At 61.1% G+C, this 18,752-nt stretch carries 15 protein-coding genes, 1 tRNA gene and 2 rRNA genes (1 of these 18 running past the window's edge); 6 read left to right on the forward strand and 12 right to left on the reverse strand.

What is annotated here, in order from left to right:
* The 4 genes from NXT3_RS00370 to NXT3_RS00385 all read left to right on the forward strand — a co-directional run.
* Positions 1–2,644: ribosomal RNA gene (locus tag NXT3_RS00370) — 23S ribosomal RNA — on the forward strand; it begins 154 nt to the left of the window's first position.
* A 233-nt stretch (positions 2,645–2,877) separates the two neighbouring features.
* Positions 2,878–2,992: ribosomal RNA gene (rrf, locus tag NXT3_RS00375) — 5S ribosomal RNA — on the forward strand.
* An 88-nt stretch (positions 2,993–3,080) separates the two neighbouring features.
* Positions 3,081–3,157, forward strand: a tRNA-Met gene (locus tag NXT3_RS00380).
* Between the two features lie 305 nt (positions 3,158–3,462).
* Positions 3,463–6,483 (forward strand): PAS domain S-box protein, encoded by a 3,021-nt coding sequence (locus NXT3_RS00385; protein WP_234828068.1) that lies wholly within the window; start codon positions 3,463–3,465, stop codon positions 6,481–6,483.
* A gap of 35 nt (positions 6,484–6,518) precedes the next feature.
* On the opposite strand, the gene NXT3_RS00390 is transcribed toward NXT3_RS00385, so the two are convergent.
* The gene (locus tag NXT3_RS00390) at positions 6,519–6,899 is read right to left on the reverse strand and encodes a response regulator transcription factor (RefSeq protein WP_097528110.1); all 381 of its coding nucleotides are present in this window, start codon (positions 6,897–6,899) and stop codon (positions 6,519–6,521) included.
* Positions 6,900–7,319: 420 nt separating this feature from the next.
* On the opposite strand from NXT3_RS00390, the gene NXT3_RS00395 reads away from it, so the two are divergent.
* The gene (locus NXT3_RS00395) at positions 7,320–7,955 is read left to right on the forward strand and encodes a response regulator transcription factor (protein ID WP_037427507.1); all 636 of its coding nucleotides are present in this window, start codon (positions 7,320–7,322) and stop codon (positions 7,953–7,955) included.
* Between the two features lie 377 nt (positions 7,956–8,332).
* Here NXT3_RS00395 and NXT3_RS00400 read toward each other — a convergent pair whose 3' ends face one another.
* The 8 genes from NXT3_RS00400 to NXT3_RS00435 form a co-directional block, all read right to left on the reverse strand.
* Positions 8,333–8,677 carry a hypothetical protein gene (locus NXT3_RS00400; RefSeq protein WP_104838617.1) on the reverse strand — a complete coding sequence of 115 codons (345 nt, stop codon included), beginning with the start codon at positions 8,675–8,677 and terminating at the stop codon, positions 8,333–8,335.
* 11 nt (positions 8,678–8,688) lie between these two features.
* The gene (locus NXT3_RS00405) at positions 8,689–9,009 is read right to left on the reverse strand and encodes a hypothetical protein (RefSeq protein ID WP_083854376.1); all 321 of its coding nucleotides are present in this window, start codon (positions 9,007–9,009) and stop codon (positions 8,689–8,691) included.
* Between the two features lie 443 nt (positions 9,010–9,452).
* Positions 9,453–9,842 (reverse strand): hypothetical protein, encoded by a 390-nt coding sequence (locus tag NXT3_RS00410; RefSeq protein ID WP_104838618.1) that lies wholly within the window; start codon positions 9,840–9,842, stop codon positions 9,453–9,455.
* Positions 9,843–10,078: 236 nt separating this feature from the next.
* Entirely contained in the window at positions 10,079–10,654 is a 576-nt protein-coding gene (gfa, locus tag NXT3_RS00415) for an S-(hydroxymethyl)glutathione synthase (protein WP_097528109.1), read from the reverse strand.
* Between the two features lie 83 nt (positions 10,655–10,737).
* On the reverse strand, positions 10,738–11,865 hold the full coding sequence (locus tag NXT3_RS00420) for an S-(hydroxymethyl)glutathione dehydrogenase/class III alcohol dehydrogenase (protein WP_104838619.1): 1,128 nt from the start codon (positions 11,863–11,865) through the stop codon (positions 10,738–10,740).
* A 150-nt stretch (positions 11,866–12,015) separates the two neighbouring features.
* Complete coding sequence (locus NXT3_RS00425) at positions 12,016–12,876, reverse strand: substrate-binding domain-containing protein (RefSeq protein WP_104838620.1); 861 nt, start codon at positions 12,874–12,876, stop codon at positions 12,016–12,018.
* 1 nt (position 12,877) lies between these two features.
* Entirely contained in the window at positions 12,878–13,399 is a 522-nt protein-coding gene (locus NXT3_RS00430; RefSeq protein WP_097527762.1) for a c-type cytochrome, methanol metabolism-related, read from the reverse strand.
* A 122-nt stretch (positions 13,400–13,521) separates the two neighbouring features.
* A complete protein-coding gene (locus NXT3_RS00435; protein WP_097527794.1) occupies positions 13,522–15,393 on the reverse strand; it encodes a methanol/ethanol family PQQ-dependent dehydrogenase in 1,872 nt (623 codons plus the stop codon).
* A gap of 460 nt (positions 15,394–15,853) precedes the next feature.
* Here NXT3_RS00435 and NXT3_RS00440 point away from each other — a divergent pair, with 460 nt between their 5' ends.
* A complete protein-coding gene (locus NXT3_RS00440) occupies positions 15,854–16,201 on the forward strand; it encodes a hypothetical protein (RefSeq protein ID WP_179864847.1) in 348 nt (115 codons plus the stop codon).
* Positions 16,202–16,222: 21 nt separating this feature from the next.
* Here NXT3_RS00440 and NXT3_RS00445 read toward each other — a convergent pair whose 3' ends face one another.
* Genes NXT3_RS00445 through NXT3_RS00455 form a run of 3 tightly spaced genes read right to left on the reverse strand, consistent with a single transcriptional unit; the run spans position 16,223 to position 18,733 of the window.
* On the reverse strand, positions 16,223–16,963 hold the full coding sequence (locus NXT3_RS00445; RefSeq protein WP_104838621.1) for an ABC transporter ATP-binding protein: 741 nt from the start codon (positions 16,961–16,963) through the stop codon (positions 16,223–16,225).
* The gene (locus tag NXT3_RS00450) at positions 16,932–17,744 is read right to left on the reverse strand and encodes an ABC transporter permease (RefSeq protein ID WP_234828069.1); all 813 of its coding nucleotides are present in this window, start codon (positions 17,742–17,744) and stop codon (positions 16,932–16,934) included. Before NXT3_RS00450 ends, NXT3_RS00445 begins: the two co-directional genes overlap by 32 nt.
* Positions 17,741–18,733 (reverse strand): ABC transporter substrate-binding protein, encoded by a 993-nt coding sequence (locus NXT3_RS00455; RefSeq protein ID WP_097527796.1) that lies wholly within the window; start codon positions 18,731–18,733, stop codon positions 17,741–17,743. The genes NXT3_RS00450 and NXT3_RS00455 overlap by 4 nt, the downstream gene beginning before the upstream one ends.
* Positions 18,734–18,752 lie beyond the last annotated feature (19 nt).

Here is an 18,752-nt window from a genome sequence, read left to right on the forward strand (position 1 = left end):
GCCGTGCGAAAGCACGGCTTAGGTTTCCAAGCATTGTTGAAAGGTATCTTATCCTGAATTCAATAGGGATAAGAAGCGAACGCAGGGAACTGAAACATCTAAGTACCTGCAGGAAAGGACATCAACCGAGACTCCGCAAGTAGTGGCGAGCGAACGCGGACCAGGCCAGTGGCAATGAGGAATAAAGTGGAACGATTTGGAAAGGTCGGCCGTAGCGGGTGATAGCCCCGTACACGTAGAACACTCATTGTCCTTGAGTAAGGCGGGACACGTGAAATCCTGTCTGAACATGGGGAGACCACTCTCCAAGCCTAAGTACTCGTGCATGACCGATAGCGAACAAGTACCGTGAGGGAAAGGTGAAAAGCACCCCGACAAGGGGAGTGAAATAGAACCTGAAACCGGATGCCTACAAACAGTCGGAGCCCGCAAGGGTGACGGCGTACCTTTTGTATAATGGGTCAACGACTTAGTGTGACATGCAAGCTTAAGCCGGTAGGTGTAGGCGTAGCGAAAGCGAGTCTGAATAGGGCGCCTTAGTATGTCGCATTAGACCCGAAACCGAGTGATCTAGCCATGAGCAGGTTGAAGGTTGGGTAACACCAACTGGAGGACCGAACCCGCATCTGTTGCAATAGATTGGGATGACTTGTGGCTAGGGGTGAAAGGCCAATCAAACTCGGAAATAGCTGGTTCTCCGCGAAATCTATTTAGGTAGAGCGTCGACCGAATACCCCCGGGGGTAGAGCACTGGATGGGCTATGGGGACTCACCGTCTTACTGATCCTAACCAAACTCCGAATACCGGGGAGTACTAGTCGGCAGACACACGGCGGGTGCTAACGTCCGTCGTGAAAAGGGCAACAACCCTGACCTCCAGCTAAGGTCCCCAAGTCATGGCTAAGTGGGAAAGGATGTGAGGATCCCAAAACAACCAGGATGTTGGCTTAGAAGCAGCCATCATTTAAAGAAAGCGTAACAGCTCACTGGTCTAAATAAGGGTCTTTGCGCCGAAAATGTAACGGGGCTGAAGCCATGCACCGAAGCTGAGGATGTGCCGCAAGGCACGTGGTAGCGGAGCGTTCCGTAAGCCTGTGAAGGGATACCCGTGAGGGGTCCTGGAGGTATCGGAAGTGCGAATGTTGACATGAGTAACGATAAAGAGGGTGAGAGACCCTCTCGCCGAAAGACCAAGGGTTCCTGCTTAAAGTTAATCTGAGCAGGGTTAGCCGGCCCCTAAGACGAGGCGGACACGCGTAGTCGATGGGAACCACGTTAATATTCGTGGGCCTGGTGGTAGTGACGGATCGCTTAACTTGTCTGGACTTATTGGATTGTCCAGGCTTGGACGCGGTCCCGGGAAATAGCTCCACCGTATAGACCGTACCCGAAACCGACACAGGTGGTCAGGTAGAGTATACCAAGGCGCTTGAGAGAACTGCGTTGAAGGAACTCGGCAAATTGCACGCGTAACTTCGGAAGAAGCGTGACCCCATTATGGGCAACCATGATGGGGTGGCACAGACCAGGGGGTAGCGACTGTTTATCAAAAACACAGGGCTCTGCGAAGTCGCAAGACGACGTATAGGGTCTGACGCCTGCCCGGTGCTGGAAGGTTAAGAGGAGGGGTGCAAGCTCTGAATCGAAGCCCCAGTAAACGGCGGCCGTAACTATAACGGTCCTAAGGTAGCGAAATTCCTTGTCGGGTAAGTTCCGACCTGCACGAATGGCGTAACGACTTCCCCGCTGTCTCCAACGCAGACTCAGTGAAATTGAATTCCCCGTGAAGATGCGGGGTTCCTGCGGTCAGACGGAAAGACCCCGTGCACCTTTACTATAGCTTTACACTGGCATTCGTGTCGGCATGTGTAGGATAGGTGGTAGGCTTTGAAGCAGGGACGCCAGTTCCTGTGGAGCCATCCTTGAAATACCACCCTTATCGTCATGGATGTCTAACCGCGGTCCGTCATCCGGATCCGGGACAGTGTATGGTGGGTAGTTTGACTGGGGCGGTCGCCTCCGAAAGAGTAACGGAGGCGCGCGATGGTGGGCTCAGAGCGGTCGGAAATCGCTCGTCGAGTGCAATGGCATAAGCCCGCCTGACTGCGAGACTGACAAGTCGAGCAGAGACGAAAGTCGGTCATAGTGATCCGGTGGTCCCGCGTGGAAGGGCCATCGCTCAACGGATAAAAGGTACGCCGGGGATAACAGGCTGATGACCCCCAAGAGTCCATATCGACGGGGTTGTTTGGCACCTCGATGTCGGCTCATCGCATCCTGGGGCTGGAGCAGGTCCCAAGGGTTTGGCTGTTCGCCAATTAAAGCGGTACGTGAGCTGGGTTCAGAACGTCGTGAGACAGTTCGGTCCCTATCTGCCGTGGGTGTAGGAATATTGACAGGATCTGTCCCTAGTACGAGAGGACCGGGATGGACATATCTCTGGTGGACCTGTTGTCCTGCCAAGGGCATAGCAGGGTAGCTATATATGGAAGGGATAACCGCTGAAGGCATCTAAGCGGGAAACCCACCTGAAAACGAGTATTCCCTCGAGAACCGTGGAAGACGACCACGTTGATAGGCCGGGTGTGGAAGTGCGGCAACGCATGAAGCTTACCGGTACTAATCGTTCGATCGGCTTGATCGTTCTTGTTGCCTATGCTCATCAAACGAAGTTTGATGATGCTATCTCTGTCCTCACGCTGTCGCGATCGGAAGATCGCTTCGCTGCGGACGGCGCGCGCCACAAGGCGCGACGCGCTCTGCGCTTGCGGCATTCGGCCGGGGCGGCAGACAAAAGACGTGTTCAAAAAAAGAGGCGAAAGCCTCACCAGCTTCTCACAATTGCTCCCTCCGGGAGCAAAACTTGCGCTTTGCCGACCTGGTGGTTCTGGCGGGGTGGCTGCACCCGTTCCCATTCCGAACACGGCCGTGAAACGCCCCAGCGCCGATGGTACTTCGTCTTAAGACGCGGGAGAGTAGGTCGCTGCCAGGTCTGCAAAGCGCAAGTCAAAAACATCTTCTCGCACACACGCGGCCCCTCCCAAGACCGGGCCAACACTACTCGGAATTCGACGACTTGACGCGGGGTGGAGCAGCCCGGTAGCTCGTCAGGCTCATAACCTGAAGGCCGCAGGTTCAAATCCTGCCCCCGCAACCAAATAGTCCTCAAAACGGCCCGCCAAGCGCGGGCCTTTTTGCGTTCGCCTCCCCGCGCAACCCCCGCTGAAGCCGGCACAAGCCCCGCCGAACCTGTCCTCCGCCTCCCTTGTCCGGATCGAGGGGCTGTGCATTGCCGGAGCGCATCCACGGGCGCAATATAAGCAACGGAGAATATTAATCCGGGGGAACTCGGGGATCATGTTACGGCACCGCTTAATCCTCCCCGTCGCAGGCGTCGTTCTCGTTCTATGTCTCGTGTTGGCCGGCTTATGGATTTGGACGGGGAATTTTATCGTCTCGATCATGTCGGAGCGCCTGATCCGGGAGGTGACTCAAGCCGTCAATCGCGACGTCGGCCATCGGGTTCGCGCCGCCGAGAAGGCGGTATCGCGCCTCGCCAATGATCTTCTCCGCCGCGACGTCGCGCTCCGTGATCGCGAGGCGGTCGCACGGGAGCTTTATGCTTTGTTGGCCGAGGAGCCCGATGTCGACTGGATGTTTTTCGGCAACGAGGCCGGCGGGCTCGTTTCTGTCGGACGACTGGCGGATTCGAACGTCGTGTTTCTGATGACCGATGATTTTCGTGCCGGCGTCGTGCGCGAGTTCGAAGCATTGGAAGGCGGCAAGATCGGCCGTTTGCGCAAGTCGGAAGCCCCGTTCGATGCACGCGGAAGGACCTGGTACGTTGAGGCAAAGAAAACGGGCGCGCGATATTGGACGGAGCCCTATCTCGGTCTGGTCGAGCCGATTCTGGGGACGTCCCTTTCCACTCCGGTCGTCGACAAGGACGGCAACTTCGTTGGGGTGGGCGGGATCGACCTCATCCTCACGCAACTTTCCAGGTCCCTACAGACGCTCGATGTCGGCGACAATGGCCGTGCCTTCATCGTTGACGCCAGCGGACATTTGATAGGAGCTTCGGGAGGCGTGTCGCCCGTCACCATCGGTGCTGATGGCGGGCATGTGCGTCTGCAGGCATCCGCGGCCACCGATCCCATTATCCACGCGACCGCCGGCTACCTTGGCCGATATCCAGCCGTCGCCGGGTCGTCTTCGGCTGAGCCGAGCGTGTTTTCCTTCAGCGATCCTGAGCACGGCACGATCTATGCGGCGGTCGACGGGGTCGAACCCGCTGCGCTGAACTGGACGATCGTCTCGGCCGTGCCGGCTTCGGATTTCCTGACGCCTGTGTTCCGCGCGGCCATTCTCTCCATCGGCGTCGGCGCCGCCATCATCGCCAGCTTCGTGGTTCTCGGACTTGCGGTGGTCGGACGCACCTTGCGGCCGCTGACGGCGCTGACGCAGGCGGCGCATGCGATAGCAAGCGGGGAATGGCGAGACGTTCCCAAGGTTCGCCGAAACGATGAAGTCGGGCTGCTTACCGAAGCCTTCACCCTCATGACCTCCCGTCTCAAGGAGACGCTGGAGGGGCTGCGTCGAAGTGAGGCCAATTTCGCAGAAGCGCAGCGCGTTGCCCATGTCGGCTATTGGGAACGCGATCTCGGCACGGATTGTCTCACCTGGTCCGAGGAGACCTACCGCATCTTCGGGCTGGCGCCGCGCGCTGGCGCGGTCAGTCTCGCCGAAGCGGTCGATCGGATACATCCGGAGGACCGGTCGAGCTGGAGCAAGGCCGCCACCGAAGCCGTGCGCGGCGAGTCGCGTTACGACCTGGAGTACCGCATCATCCGGCCCACCGGCGAGCAGCGTATCGTTCACAGCCAAGGCGATCTGACCAGGGACATGTCGGGCCGGGCGCTCAGCATGTTCGGCACGATCCAGGACATCACGGAACGCAAGCGGGCGGAAGAGGCGCTGCGCGACAGCGAGGAACAGTGGAGAGCCGTATTCGAGAACAATCCGACGATGTATTTCATGGTGGACGCGACCGGCACAATTGTGTCCGTGAACCCCTTTGGGGCGGAGCAGCTCGGTTACACGGTCGACGAATTGATCGGCCGTCCCGTGCAGGACGTCTTTTACGAGGCGGACCGGGACGCCGTGATGCGGCATGCGGCCGCCTGCCTCGAACATCTCGGCCAGGCGATGAGCTGGGAGCTGCGTAAGATCCGCAAGGACGGCTCGATGCTCTGGGTTCGCGAGACGGCCCGATCGATGGTGATCAGGAAGCGGCCCGTCATCCTGATCGTCTGCGAAGACGTTACCGAGCGCAAGCGCGCCGAAGAGGCCGCCCGGCGCAGCGAAGAGGAACTTCGCGAGGTGATTGAGACAGTTCCGGCAATGGTGTGGACCGCCTTGCCCGATGGCCGCATCGATTTCATCAATCGGCGGTGGCAGGAGTTCACCGGCTTGTCTCTCGACGGGGTTCCGCCGGCAGACTGGGAGCCCGAAGCCCGGTTCCACCCGGACGACCTCGAGCACTACATGTCCAGATGGCGTGCGTCCCTGGTAACGGGGCGACCCTTCGAGGCCGAGGTGCGGATCCGCCGAGCCTCGGACGGCGAGTATCGCTGGTGGTTCGAAAGTGCCGTGCCGCTCAGGGACGAGCACGGAAACATTGTCAAATGGTACGGTTTCCTCGTCGACATCGAAGACCGAAAGCGAGCCGAGGAAGCGCTGCAGCAGGCGCAGGCGGAGCTTGCCCATGTCACCCGCGTAACGACGATGGGCGCCCTGACATCCTCGATCGCTCACGAGGTCAACCAGCCGCTGGCCGCCGTGGTCACCAATGCCAACGCCGCCCTGCGCTGGCTTGCAAGCCAGCCCCCCAACCTCGAGGAAGCGCGGCAGACGCTCGGGCGCATCGTGCGGGACGGCCACCGCGCCGGCGAGGTGATCGGCCGGGTGCGGGGCCTCCTGAAGAAGACGGCGACGGTCACGGCACAGGTGGATCTGAACGGTCTCATCGAAGATTCGATAGCACTCGTTCACGGCGAGGTCCGCGGCCACCGCGTGACGCTGCGAACCGAACTGGCTGAGGACCTGCCGCCTGTCGCAGGCGACCGGGTCCAACTGCAGCAGGTAATTCTGAACCTGGTGATGAACGGCATCGAGTCTATGAAGAAAGTCGCGGACCGGCCACGAGAGTTGCTCATCACCTCCAAATCCGAAGCATCCGGGATGGCGTTGGTGGCGGTGCAGGACACCGGCGTCGGACTGGAACCGAAGGATACGGAGCGCGTGTTCGAGGCGTTTTTTACGACGAAGGCCGAGGGTCTGGGCATGGGACTGGCAATCTGCCGTTCGATCATCGAGGCGCATGGGGGCCGGCTATGGGCCGAAGCTAAGGAACCCTGGGGAGCCGTTTTTCAATTCTGCCTGCCCACGTATCCGGACGACAGCGTTTCTGCTGCGGGGACGTAGAAGGATCGCTGTAGCGGCAGCGGTTCGGACTTCAATCACCTGGGATGCCGCTCCAGGCCTGAGCGGATGCAGGTCAGCAGTTCCTGCTCGCCAAACGGCTTTTCCAGATAGCCGACAATGTCCGGGCTCAGCCCGCGCGCCCGAAGATTCTCGTTCGGATAGGCAGTGATCAGGACGGTCGGCATGCTCACGCCCAAGTCGACGAGCCGGCGGTGCAGCTCGAGCCCGCTCATGCCTGGCATGTGGATGTCCGTAACCAGGCAGTCCGTGTCGCGAAGACGGGGGAAGGCAAGGAAATCGTCGGCGGATGAAAAGGCCTCCGCGTCGAACCCCAGCGATCTCATGAGGCCCGTGGTCGCCTCGCGCATCGACTGGTCGTCATCGACGATCGCAATGAGAGGCTTCTTGGTTGGCACTGCCGCCTCCAAATACGCGATGGCGTCTTGCTGAAATCGAGCGTTACGGAGCAGGTCGTAACTTACAGCAGCAAGCGGGGGCGACAAAGGCAGAGCACCCTATACAATGGTATAGCTTCATCGGAAGGGTCCGCGCGACGAGCGTGAATTTTTCGGCTCGCGGGTGCCGACGATGCCGCTCGGCAGCGGCCCGAACGCGACGCCCCACCAGCCCCGTCGCCATGTAAATGACCTTGTGACCGAGATAATTCGGGCGCATGCTGAGCTACGAGACGAGTTCGTTTCGGAAATGGCTGAGGAGAGGGGAGTGTTGACATCGCGTCACCCGCGCTCTGCCGCTTCGCCTCCGCGCGAGGCCGCAGCGGCGGGCGCCGACAGATCGCTTCAACAAGAGCGGGCTCCCTGTTGGGGAGCGACGACATGACCGAGGCGCCTGCAACCGTCATCGTCATCGATGACGATCCGGCAATTCGCGAGGCGCTCGGCAGCCTGCTGCGGTCCGTCGGGTTTGAAGTGCAACTCCTCGCCTCGGTGAGCGACCTCCTCAATTCAGGTCGACCAGCCGGGCCGAGCTGCCTCGTGCTCGATGTCCGCCTGCCCGGGCAAAGCGGACTTGAATGTCAGCGGGAGCTGTCGCGGCGAGACATTCAGCTCCCGATCGTCTTCATTACCGGGCATGGCGACATTCCAATGTCCGTGCAGGCGATGAAGGGAGGGGCAATCGAGTTCCTGACGAAGCCGTTCCGCGATCAGGATCTTCTCGACGCCGTTCATCTCGGCCTCGCCCGCGACCGTGCCTGGCTTGAGAATGAAAAGGCCTTGTCCACCTTGCATGCAAGTTACGAGAGCCTGACGCCCCGGGAGCGCGAGGTGATGGCTTTGGTGGTGGCGGGACGGCTCAACAAGCAGATCGCCGGCGATCTGGGCGTCAGCGAGATCACGGTGAAGGTCCATCGCAGCCAGGTGATGCAGAAGATGCGGGCGAAGTCCTTGCCGGAGCTCGCCCGCATGGCGGACAAGCTGAAGCTCGCGCCCGGAAATCCGCAAGGCTCATAAGTTCGTATAAGACATGATGGCCTCACGTATAGGTCATCCCCTCCGCGCCGGTGCCCGATCTTTCCTCCTGGCCAATAGCCGTCGCGGACCCTTGCTGTTACCCTCAGGGCTACTTCTTCCCGTCGGGCCATTTGCTTTCAGATCGGCCCGCTTTGTGCCCCTCCCCGTCCCGGAGGGGCTTTTTTTGTCGGCATCGATCTGCGGGTCATAGCCCGGCGCCCGGAAGTCGTGCGGGAACGAGCACCCGGATGGCCGCGGGGACCACATGAGCGGATCAATCTCTTCTGAGGTGGTGGGAGAAGGGCGCCGCGATCGTCAGCTTTGAGCCGGTCGCGGCCAGGTAAAAGATGGCGTAAGGCCCGATGGGCGCCTTGACCCTAATGTATGGTCAAGGTCTGCACAGGAGGGCTGAGTTCTTCCTCAACCAGGCGAACAAGCTCCAGCGAGTACCAGGAAAGGCCGAAGCGGGTTCCGGTGACGTAAAGTGTGAAGGCGGATGTCAGGGCGCGCAGAGCTCGGCCCCCCTGATGCGCGGCCGGCTCCCGCGGCGTAACGCAAAATGTCATCAAATGCGCTTCCGAGTGCGGATTCGGCCGTGGCGCATAGTCGGGCGGCATGTAGAGCGGATGGCCCGGCAGGGCGGTCCATCCTTCCGATACGCGCTGGGAGAACAGCTGCAATGGGAGCAGATCGATTTCGATGCTGTTGGGTTCCTGTGTCATGGTTACAATCCCTAGAAGGAACGCGGAGGAACGAAGAGGCAGATGGTGCGCCCCGTGGGCTCGCCGGCCACGGTGCAGTGGTGAAACTGCCCGTCCGGGCTGTTCTTGATGCGAGTGTCCCGCGGCATGATGAGCTCGCCCGTTAGCTTGATGACATACCCTCGCGGCCCTTCGAGAACCGCCTGATCCCGGATTTCGCGGCAGTCCATTCCGCTGCAGCATGAGAACGGATAGGTCCATCCGTTCGGCTGCGCCGCCGTCGGCGTCGCATCATGCGCAGCTGCCGGAACGGCTGTCGCGACGGCAAGGAGGACCGCTGCTGGCTTGCTCATATTCCACACCTCAATTTGAGCCGCCGTTGCAGCGCCTCTGGCGCTCCCCAGCGCCGCTTTTTGATCATGGCGCCCGGCGGAAACGGCTCTCCGCGGGAGTATGTAGCTGAGCATAGCAGCAGGGCTCCCGACCGAACTATTGATCGGGAGTACGGATCGGATATCAACGAGGAGGGGGTTCCCTATACGGCGGTCTAATGCGCGTCGCCCACAATATGCCCCGGTTTCGGGAGGCGGTATGGAGATGACCAAGAACAAGGCGCGCTGGAAGGCTCCTTCCAAAGGAGGCACGCGGAATGGGACCGAGGTGACGCGCTATGCCCTTCGGAAAACGCCGTTGGGAGCGGTTCCTTAGTGTCTTTCTCCTTAAATCGAGGTCGACTTATGGAGACATGCAGTAGCACTGGCCGGAAAACCGTCAGCGTGCCATTGCCTGCGAGCCTTCACTTTTCGCCGATCAGGCCTTTGATTTCCGTCAGCTTCTTCATACAGCCCGCCTCGTCGCCGGCGTCCGCCATCTTGCGGGCCTCGGCCGCCAAGGTACTTGGCTTGTCGGCGCTTTCACCGGTACGGGTTCCGGTTACCTGCTCCTGATGGGGCGATATCGCTTCGGTCTGGGTACCGGTCGATCCGGTTATTTCCGTTCCGACGCCCTTCTTCTGTTCGCCGGCGGTAACCTTTTCCTGGTGCTGCGTAACCGCCCCGCCGGAACCGCCCGTTTCGGCGGAAACGATAGCCTGGTCGAGCTTCTCGAGTTCCTGGCGGCAGTCCGCGAATGCCGGCGCAGCCAGAAGAAGGGGGACGGCGGTAGCCGCTACAAGACGTATCGACATTTTGCTCTCTTCGCCTCGCTGTTGGGGACGCACTGCGTCCGTTATCCTCTGGGGGCCAAACAAAGCTCTGCGCGAAGAGTTCCTTGTGGATAGCCGACTGCCTTTAAATTCAACGCGTGCTTAAATTCTCACGGATTTTGCGGGCTTATCATGCGCGACTCGAAGCCCGTGCAAACGCGCTTACAGCGCGCTTTGCTCAGCGCGCTGTAAGGCGGCCTCGACTCGGCCTGTGCCGATCAGCTGGAAAGTGCGCCCGATTTTTTCGCGACCCAGGTGGCCACATAGTCCATCAGGGCTGGCGACAGGCAATCATAGGGCTCCAGTCCAAGCTCTCGCAGGCGGCCCCGAATGCCATCCATGCGACTGGGGTCGACACCCGCTTCGATGATGGAGGACACGAAGGCCGCAAAGCCGGGCGGGGCCCAGCCCGCCTCCTGGAAGCGCTCGGGATGAATGAAGTCCAGCCCCTGGAAGGCATGCTCGCGCTCCACCGGCCCATACATATGAACGCCGCACTCGCGGCAGGCGTGCCGCTGGATCAGCGCCGAGGGATCGACCACCTGCAGCTTGTCGCCATTTTCGAGCACCGTCACCTTGTCATGCGGAACAACCGCGACAATGGAGAAATAAGCGCCGCCAGGCTTCCAGCATTTAGTGCAGCCGCAGGCGTGGTTGTGGGCGATCTGTCCCTCGATCCGCACCTTGACCGGCCTGTCCGTGCAGTCGCAGACAAGCGTGCCTCCGGTAAAATTCGGGCTGGCCGCCCTGATGCCGCCATCCACCGCCGGATGAATTCGAATAGAACTGTCCATTGCGTGTCCTCCCTGTTGTGCCGAAGCCCAATCCTCTCGGGTGCTGTGGCGCTTCGGTTGGTCCCAGCGACCCGCAGATACGCTCAATAGATCACCACGCTCCGGATGCTCTTGCCCGAATGCATCAGCTCGAAGCCCCTGTTGATCTCGTCGAGCGGCATGGTGTGGGTGATCATCGGGTCGATCTCGATCTTGCCCTCCATGTACCAGTCGACGATCTTCGGCACGTCGGTGCGGCCGCGGGCGCCGCCGAAGGCGGTGCCCATCCATTGGCGGCCGGTGACCAGCTGGAACGGCCGGGTGGAAATCTCCTGGCCGGCGCCGGCGACGCCGATCACCACCGACTTGCCCCAGCCGCGATGCGAGGCCTCCAGCGCCTGGCGCATCACCTTCACATTGCCGGTGCAGTCGAAGGTGTAGTCGGCGCCGCCGATCTGGTCGGCGCCGCGCTTCGTCATGTTGACCAGATGGGCGACGATGTCGCCGTCGATCTCGGTCGGGTTGACGAAGTGGGTCATGCCGAACTTCTCGCCCCAGGCCTTCTTGTCGTTGTTCAGATCGACGCCGATGATCATGTCGGCGCCGGCAAGCCGAAGTCCCTGGATGACGTTCAAACCGATGCCGCCGAGACCGAAGACGATCGCGGTCGAGCCCATCTCCACTCGTGCCGTGTTGACCACCGCGCCGATGCCGGTGGTGACGCCGCAGCCGATATAGCAGATCTTGTCGAACGGAGCGTCCGGATTGACCTTGGCGAGCGCGATCTCCGGCAGCACGGTGAAGTTGGCGAAGGTCGAGCAGCCCATATAGTGGTGGATCCTGTCCTTGCCGATCGAGAAGCGCGATGTGCCGTCCGGCATGACGCCTTGGCCCTGGGTGGCGCGGATGGCGGTGCAGAGATTGGTCTTGCGGCTGAGGCAGGAGGGGCAGGCGCGGCATTCCGGCGTATAGAGCGGAATGACGTGGTCGCCCTTCTTGACCGAGGTGACGCCGGGGCCGACATCGACGACGATGCCGGCGCCCTCATGGCCGAGGATCGCCGGAAACAGCCCTTCCGGGTCGGCACCCGAGAGGGTGAAATCGTCGGTGTGGCAGATGCCGGTGGCCTTGACCTCGACGAGCACCTCGCCGGCCTTCGGGCCCTCGAGCTGAACCGTCATGATTTCCAGCGGCTTGCCGGCCTCAGTGGCGACGGCGGCGCGTACGTCCATGTCTCCATCCCCCTTTGCACATTATAATCGACTTGGGCTGCTTCGTCAGTATACCCGACCAAACGCAGCCCTCTTCCCGACGCTCGGCAGTCAATCTTGGCCGGTGACCACCGGTGATCATCTCAGAGACAAGAGCGACGTCGCCGGCCGTCACTGCGTGATCCTCTCGTCCTGTTCATCGAGCAGCGGCACACCATAGGAGAGCAGGAGTTTGTTGATGTCCGCCTGATTGTCCCGGATGAAGGTGTTAAGCGTGCGTTTCCATTGCTGATCGGACGGCCGCACCCCCATCGTGATCCGATAGGTCATGCGCGAGCCGCCCTTCTCCCCGGTTAGGGGCACGATCGCCATCGCGACCTTCGACTTTTCTGCATAATAGCCCGCCATCGGCCCCCAGACCACGGCCGCGTCAATCACGCCTGCCACCATGTCCCGGATCATCACCTCGGCCATCGATGGCACGTTCCGCGTGTTGACCACGAGAGGATAGACCTTCGCTTTGCGCATCAGTTTTGCCGCCGCCATCTTTGCGGAGGGTGGCGTTGCGTGGACCACGCCGATCCGCTTGTCGAGAAGCCTCGGGTCGCTCAGCGTTTCGACGCCGGCAAGATCGCCATCCTTCCTGTAGATCAGCACATAGGACGAGCGGTAATAGGCGTTGGTATTCTGGACCAGTTCGTCCCCTTGCGCGTAGCCCATGATGATGTCGCAGCGATTGGCGCCGAGCGTATTGCGGACGAAACCCGGGATCGAGGGAAACCACGTGTAGGCGACCGAGCTTCGTCCCGTCGCGGCCGCGACCATCTCGGCGAGCTTGTTCTCGAAGCCTTCGCCGCTCTCGTCGGAGAAGGGCATGTTGGAGGGGTCGGCGCAGACCCGCAGCGTCTCCGGGTCGACCAGTTCGCCGGCAGCCCCGAGCCCGGCACTCTGCGAATGCGCTTGCCATGGCATCAGCACGGCCGCCACCAGGGAAATGAAAGCCCTGCAGGTCCGCTGGATGCCGTGTGCCATCTCATCCCCCCATGCAGGACGTTTCATAGGCGGTAGCCGCCTCCGGCTTGTCGGCCTTCTTGGGCGGACGCCCTCGGGGCGCAGCGCCGACGGCGCGGGCGCGCAGGTAGATGTAGATGTCGTCGAGATAGCAATAGACATTCTTGTTTTCGCCGAAGGCCGGCATGACGACCTCCTTGCCGCCGACGACACTCTTGCGTCCTTCGGCGACGATCGACAGGAAGGTCCCGTAATCGAGGTTGATCATGGTCTTGGCGAGAGCCGGCGCATAGGAGGAGCCTTCGCCATCGGGCCCGTGGCAGACATGACAATCGGCGTGATAGCGGCGATATCCGTTGAAAGTGTACCAATCGACGACGCCGTTCTCGATCTTGAAGGTGGGATTGCCGTCGGCGTCGAAATGCTTGCCGTCTTCCTCCGTGGCGCTGGCCGCCTTTTCCTTGCTGTCCTCGGCGCGGAGAGTGCCACTTGCACTCAGCAGGAGGACCACGGCAAACGCCGAACTGATGAAGCGTGGTGACATGCGTGACCTCGTCTTCCAACCGCCATCGACCATGGCTGAGGCGTGAGATTCTGTTGGTGAAGCCGAGAGCCCGGCAGCCTCTGCTGATACGGGCTCTCGTTCAGGCAGGGTTCGCCCGGCTATCAATCCGGGAGACCGAATACGGTCAGTTGCCCGCCGAGTGTGGTGTACTCGGCCAGTGCGGCATAGCCGCCCACCGCACCCAAACCCGCCGTGGCGATGGCTTCGCTTTCTTCGGTCGGAGCTTTCTCGCCCGCTACGGCCTGTTGCCACGCCGCTGCACCTTCGGCCGCCAGAAGGCCGCCGGCAAGCCCGATGCCTGCCCAGCCACCGACACCCGACAGCACCGCAATATATTGCTTGCCACCATGCTCGTAGGTGTTGATGTTGCCGATGATGCCCGAGGGAGTTTTGAACTTGTAGAGTTCATTTCCCTGCATATCCACGGCCTTGATGTAGCCTTCCAGCGTGCCGTAGAAGATGACGTCGCCTTCCGTTGCGAGCGCACCCGACCACACCGAGAACTGTTCCGGCTTCGACCAGACGATCTCGCCCTTGGCCGCGTCCCAAGCGATGAAATTGCCCATGCCGCCGTGACTGTTGGGCGTCGGGTACATGTTCACGGTCGCGCCCACATAGGCTTGGCCGGCCGTGTAGCTCACCCGGTAGGGCTCGTAGTCCATGCAGACATGGTTGGTCGGCACATAGAACAGCTTCGTCTTCGGCGAATAGGTTGCCGGTTGCTGGTCTTTCGTTCCAAGCGCCGCCGGGCAAACGCCTGTGGTGTTGAAGTCCTCGCCGTTATGCTCGGTGGAGTACTTGTCCACCACCTGCGGACGGCCATACTGGTCGCTCTTCGGGTCCATCACGACCTCGGTCGCCCAGTTCACCGTGGGATCGTATTTCTTGGCAACCAGAAGCTCACCCGTCGCACGATCGAGCGTATAGCCGAAGCCGTTGCGGTCGAAATGCACGAGCACGTCGCGCGGTTGACCCATGATCTCCATGTCGTCGACAAGGATCATTTCGTTGACGCCGTCATAGTCCCATTCGTCATGCGGCGTCATTTGATAGGCCCACTTGGCCATACCCGTATCGGCGTCGCGCGCGAAAATCGTCATTGACCATCGGTTGTCGCCGGGTCTCTGGTTGGGATTCCAGGTCGAAGGATTGCCCGTACCATAGTAGACGAGGTTGAGTTCCGGATCATAGGCGTACCACCCCCAGGTGGTGCCGCCGCCGGTCTTCCACTGCTCGCCTTCCCAGGTGTTCATTCCGGAGTCCTTGCCGACCGGCTTGCCGAGATGGGTCGTCTTCTCCGGGTCGATCAGCGTTTCTGAATCAGGGCCGGTCGAATAGGCCCGCCAGGCACGCTTGCCGTCGCTCAGATTGTAGGCAGTGAGGTGGCCGCGGACACCATATTCGGCACCCGAGACGCCGACGATGACCTTGTCCTTGACCACCATGGGCGCGGACGTGCCGGATTCGGACAGGCTCCCGTCGATCTTCTCGCCGTTCTGGGCTTGCCAGGCGACCTTGCCGGTCTTGGCATCGAGAGCCGTCACCATGGTGTCGGCCTGGTAGAGGATGATCTTTCCGTCACCATAGGCCGGACCGCGGTTGACTGTGTCGCAGCACATGATCGCGATGACGCTCGGATCCTGCTTCGGTTCGTATTTCCAGAGGATCCTGCCGTCGTTCTTGAGATCAAGTGCATAAACAATGTTCGGGAACGGCGTATGGACGTACATGACGTCGCCGATCACCAGCGGGCCGCCTTCATGGCCGCGCAATACGCCGGTGGAGAAGGTCCACTTGACCTGCAGATCCTTAGCATTGTCCTTGTTGATCTGGTTCAGCTTGGAATAACGCTGATTGGCATAGTCGCCCGTGGGCATGGCCCAGTTCTTCGGGTCGGCCGCAAGGGCCTTCAGTTCGTCATTGGCCAACGCATTTCCGGCAAGCGCCGCTGTCAGAACTCCAGCGGCCGCCATCGGCAGATATGCGAATTTTCCGAGTATGCGCATGCGAAGTCCTCCCGATGTCGATAGTCACCCGAGGCTCGTCTTCACAATTCCGCAGGCGACCACAAAGGCCAGCCCAAGCATGTCATGCTTGTCGTGGGACATGCGCTTCCGTCAGCGTGTCACGGCTCATTCGGATCGGCAGAGGGCACCGTTATTGCCAAACCTCTTGATAAGCGAGACTTCGCCGCTCCCAGACAAGGCTTGAAGCCGGAAACCGCTGGAGAATAGGCGATCATAAAGAATAAAGCAAGGTTCATTATACAATTAATGCTGCAGCGCAAAACAAAATATGCTGCCGCGCAGCACGAAAGTTACTAATATTTGACAAATCTAGATTGGATACTATGCGAGAATTTACTACACTAATACATCCTCACGGCAGGTTAATTTAAGAACCTGTCCTAGGTGACGAAGCTGGCGGAGGTTCATGGTGACGATTGGTAACTTGGAAGTGATCGGCTTGCTCGTTGCGCTCTCGGGCGCCGCACCGGCATCGGCCGCCGGAGGCTACCCGACGGTTGCCGTCGTCGACTATGTGTATGGCTGCATGAAGGCTAATGGCGAAACGCGTGCCGCCCTCGAACGCTGTTCATGCTCGATCGACGTCATAGCGTCGATCATGCCTTACGAACGCTATGAGACGGCCGAGACCTTCAGGAGCCTCGGACTTCAGACAGGCGAAAGAGGGGTTCTGTTCCGGCAAAGCGCGCCAGCAAAATCCGCCGACGCGGAACTCAGGCGAGCGCAGGCCGAGGCGGAGGTCCGCTGCTTCTGACCCGTCGCCCGCTCGGGACAATCAGTCCGCGTCCGGAAACCTCTTGTGAAACTCCGAGACAAGCTGGTCCAGCGATGCCGCCTCACGGGCGTGACGCGGCACGCCCACGTCGAAGATACCCAGCACATGCGCTGGGCGCTGCGACAGCACCACGATGCGATCGGCAAGCAGAAGCGCCTCGCGCAAATTGTGGGTGACCATCAGGGCCGTGGTGGGTCTCGCCGCCCACACCCTCATCAGAAGCTGGCGCAACTTGTCGGCGGTTCGCTCGTCGAGCGAGGCGAACGGCTCGTCCAGAAAAAGTACCGCGGGCTCGGTGGCGAAAGCCCGGGCGAGCGCGGCGCGGCGCGCCAGGCCGAGCGAAAGTTCCGAAGGATAGAGCGCCCGCATTGCCGAAAGCCCCAGAATGTCGAACAGCCAGTCCAGGTCCTTGTCCCTGAGGCGCGGCGCGAGCGCAAGACGGACGTTCTGCTCCACCGTCCGCCAGGGGAGAAGCACCGGCTCCTGGAAGACCGCAGCGACGCGGTCGGAACCGCCTTCGGGCAGTTGATAGCTGCCGGAAAATTGCCGATCGAGGCCCAGCAGAATGCGCAGGGTCGTTGTCTTGCCGCAGCCCGACGGGCCGAGCAGGCAGGCAAATTCGCCCTGTCTCACCGCGAAGGAAAGACCGCGCAGCGCAACGATCGTAACGCCCTCCGCCGAGCGGAACGTCTTCTCGGCAATGTCGACCTTAAGCGGAGCGGCGGCGCCAGCGGGTTGCATGTCGTTCAAGTGGCTGCACCAGAAGGAGTTCGATCGACAGCATGATAGCCACGAAAGCGAGCGTGTAGGCAAGGATGGCGGCAACGTCGAATATCTGGAAGTAGAGATAGATCTGGAAGCCGACGCCGCTCGAACGGCCGAGCAGCTCGACGACGAGCACGATCTTCCAGATCAGCGCAATGCCCAAGCGCGAGGCGGCGGCGAAATAGGGCTGCAACTGCGGCACCAGTATATGGCGAACATGGTCGAGCGGTCCGAGCCGGTAGACCGTGGCCATTTCCGCGAAACGGGGCTCGAGCGCCCGCGCGCCCTCACGCATGGTGACGACGACGTTGGGTATTTTGTTGATGGCGACGGCGCCGATTGCGGCAGCCTCGGTCAGGCCGAACCAGATATAAGCGAGTACGATGACGACCAGGGCCGGGAGATTGAGGAAGAGCACGAGCCACGGATTGAAGAAGACGTCCGCCCGCCGGTGCATGCCGAGCAGCACGCCGATGACCGATCCGACGATCATGGCGACGACATAGGCGGCCGCGACCCGCCAGAGGGTCATTGCCAGGTGATAACCAAGGTCGCCGCTGGCCGCCTCCTTGAGAAGCACCTGCCAGACTGCGAGCGGCGGCGGGAAAGCACGGCTCGGCCAGATGCCGGCCGCGAGGCTCCAGAGCAGGCACAGGGCGGCGAGCGATGCCACGGCCGTCGCCGCCGGCAACCCACGGGCCCTGCGCGCGGGCCGGCGCGCCGACAGCCCGTTTTCCGATCCGAATTTCGCCGTCATGTCTTCAATGCCGCCCAGAATGTCCCGGGAGCCATCTGCCGCGCTTCGCCGACGAGCTTCTCCCCGCCCAGTTGCGCGAGAACTTCATAGAGCTTAGCGGCATCGCTTTCCTCTTCGGCGAGAGGCCGGTTCGGAATGCCTTCCCGATAGCGATCGCGCAGCACCTCGAGCTCTCTGCCCTCGGCGCGCACGATAGGCGCCAAGCGCTGCCATTCGTCATCCGACCGAGCCAGCAGCTTCTTGGCGTCTGCGCTTGCCTTGACAAAGCCCATCGCCGCATCCGGGTTTTCGTTCGCCCATTTGTCGCGGAACACGTAACCGAGTGCCGAGACCGGCCCCGATGCCCCAAGCGCCTTCGCTGCATCGTCGGCACCGATCAGCCGGCGAAAGCCGTTTGCCTCCAGCCGCGCGCAGAAATGCCAAAAATTCAGGACCGCGTCGAGCTCACCGGAAAGCGCCTTCTCCGACAGCAGCGGCGGGGCGCCGAAAACGACGTCGCTCTCTTTGGCCAGGTCGATCTTGTGGTCGCGCTCGGCAAGTCCCTGGATCAGGAGCCAGCTCTTGTCGAGCGATCCGCCGGCAACGCCGATCTTCTTGCCGATGAGGTCGGGGATTTGGCGGATTGGCGCCTCGTTTTTGACCATGATGGCGCCAACGGCTGTCGAGTAGGGGGCAAGCGTCAGGTCTTCGCCCTCGGAACGTTGACGCGACACCCACAGCCAGTCGGAAACGATGACGTCGAGATCGCGCGCAAGCATGGCGACATTGGTCGCGTCCTCGCCGGCGAAATAGACGACCTCCACCTCGATGCCGTTGGCCGCGTCGAACTTGTTGTGCTTGATGGTATCGAGTTCCCAATTCACCGTGCCGAATTTCAGCACACCCACACGCACTTTCGGCGCCGACGGCGCTGCAAAGGCAGGCAATCCCAGAGGACTGACGGCAGCCAGAAAAGCCACTCCGCAAAGCGCACGCCGCGATATGTTCATGATGTCACCTTCCATCAAT

The organism is Sinorhizobium fredii, assembly GCF_002944405.1.
Lineage (GTDB): Bacteria > Pseudomonadota > Alphaproteobacteria > Rhizobiales > Rhizobiaceae > Sinorhizobium > Sinorhizobium fredii_C.

Excerpts from the sequence above, each read along its gene's own strand:
- NXT3_RS00450 (WP_234828069.1), bottom strand. The coding sequence starts at position 17,744 with ATGACGGCGAAATTCGGATCGGAAAACGGGCTGTCGGCGCGCCGGCCC.
- NXT3_RS00430 (WP_097527762.1), bottom strand. The coding sequence starts at position 13,399 with ATGTCACCACGCTTCATCAGTTCGGCGTTTGCCGTGGTCCTCCTGCTG.
- NXT3_RS00395 (WP_037427507.1), top strand. The coding sequence starts at position 7,320 with ATGACCGAGGCGCCTGCAACCGTCATCGTCATCGATGACGATCCGGCA.
- NXT3_RS00440 (WP_179864847.1), top strand. The coding sequence starts at position 15,854 with ATGGTGACGATTGGTAACTTGGAAGTGATCGGCTTGCTCGTTGCGCTC.
- NXT3_RS00455 (WP_097527796.1), bottom strand. The coding sequence starts at position 18,733 with ATGAACATATCGCGGCGTGCGCTTTGCGGAGTGGCTTTTCTGGCTGCC.
- NXT3_RS00410 (WP_104838618.1), bottom strand. The coding sequence starts at position 9,842 with ATGTCGATACGTCTTGTAGCGGCTACCGCCGTCCCCCTTCTTCTGGCT.
- NXT3_RS00405 (WP_083854376.1), bottom strand. The coding sequence starts at position 9,009 with ATGAGCAAGCCAGCAGCGGTCCTCCTTGCCGTCGCGACAGCCGTTCCG.
- NXT3_RS00435 (WP_097527794.1), bottom strand. The coding sequence starts at position 15,393 with ATGGCGGCCGCTGGAGTTCTGACAGCGGCGCTTGCCGGAAATGCGTTG.
- gfa (WP_097528109.1), bottom strand. The coding sequence starts at position 10,654 with ATGGACAGTTCTATTCGAATTCATCCGGCGGTGGATGGCGGCATCAGG.
- NXT3_RS00420 (WP_104838619.1), bottom strand. The coding sequence starts at position 11,865 with ATGGACGTACGCGCCGCCGTCGCCACTGAGGCCGGCAAGCCGCTGGAA.
- NXT3_RS00385 (WP_234828068.1), top strand. The coding sequence starts at position 3,463 with ATGTCGGAGCGCCTGATCCGGGAGGTGACTCAAGCCGTCAATCGCGAC.
- NXT3_RS00425 (WP_104838620.1), bottom strand. The coding sequence starts at position 12,876 with ATGGCACACGGCATCCAGCGGACCTGCAGGGCTTTCATTTCCCTGGTG.
- NXT3_RS00445 (WP_104838621.1), bottom strand. The coding sequence starts at position 16,963 with ATGCAACCCGCTGGCGCCGCCGCTCCGCTTAAGGTCGACATTGCCGAG.
- NXT3_RS00400 (WP_104838617.1), bottom strand. The coding sequence starts at position 8,677 with ATGACACAGGAACCCAACAGCATCGAAATCGATCTGCTCCCATTGCAG.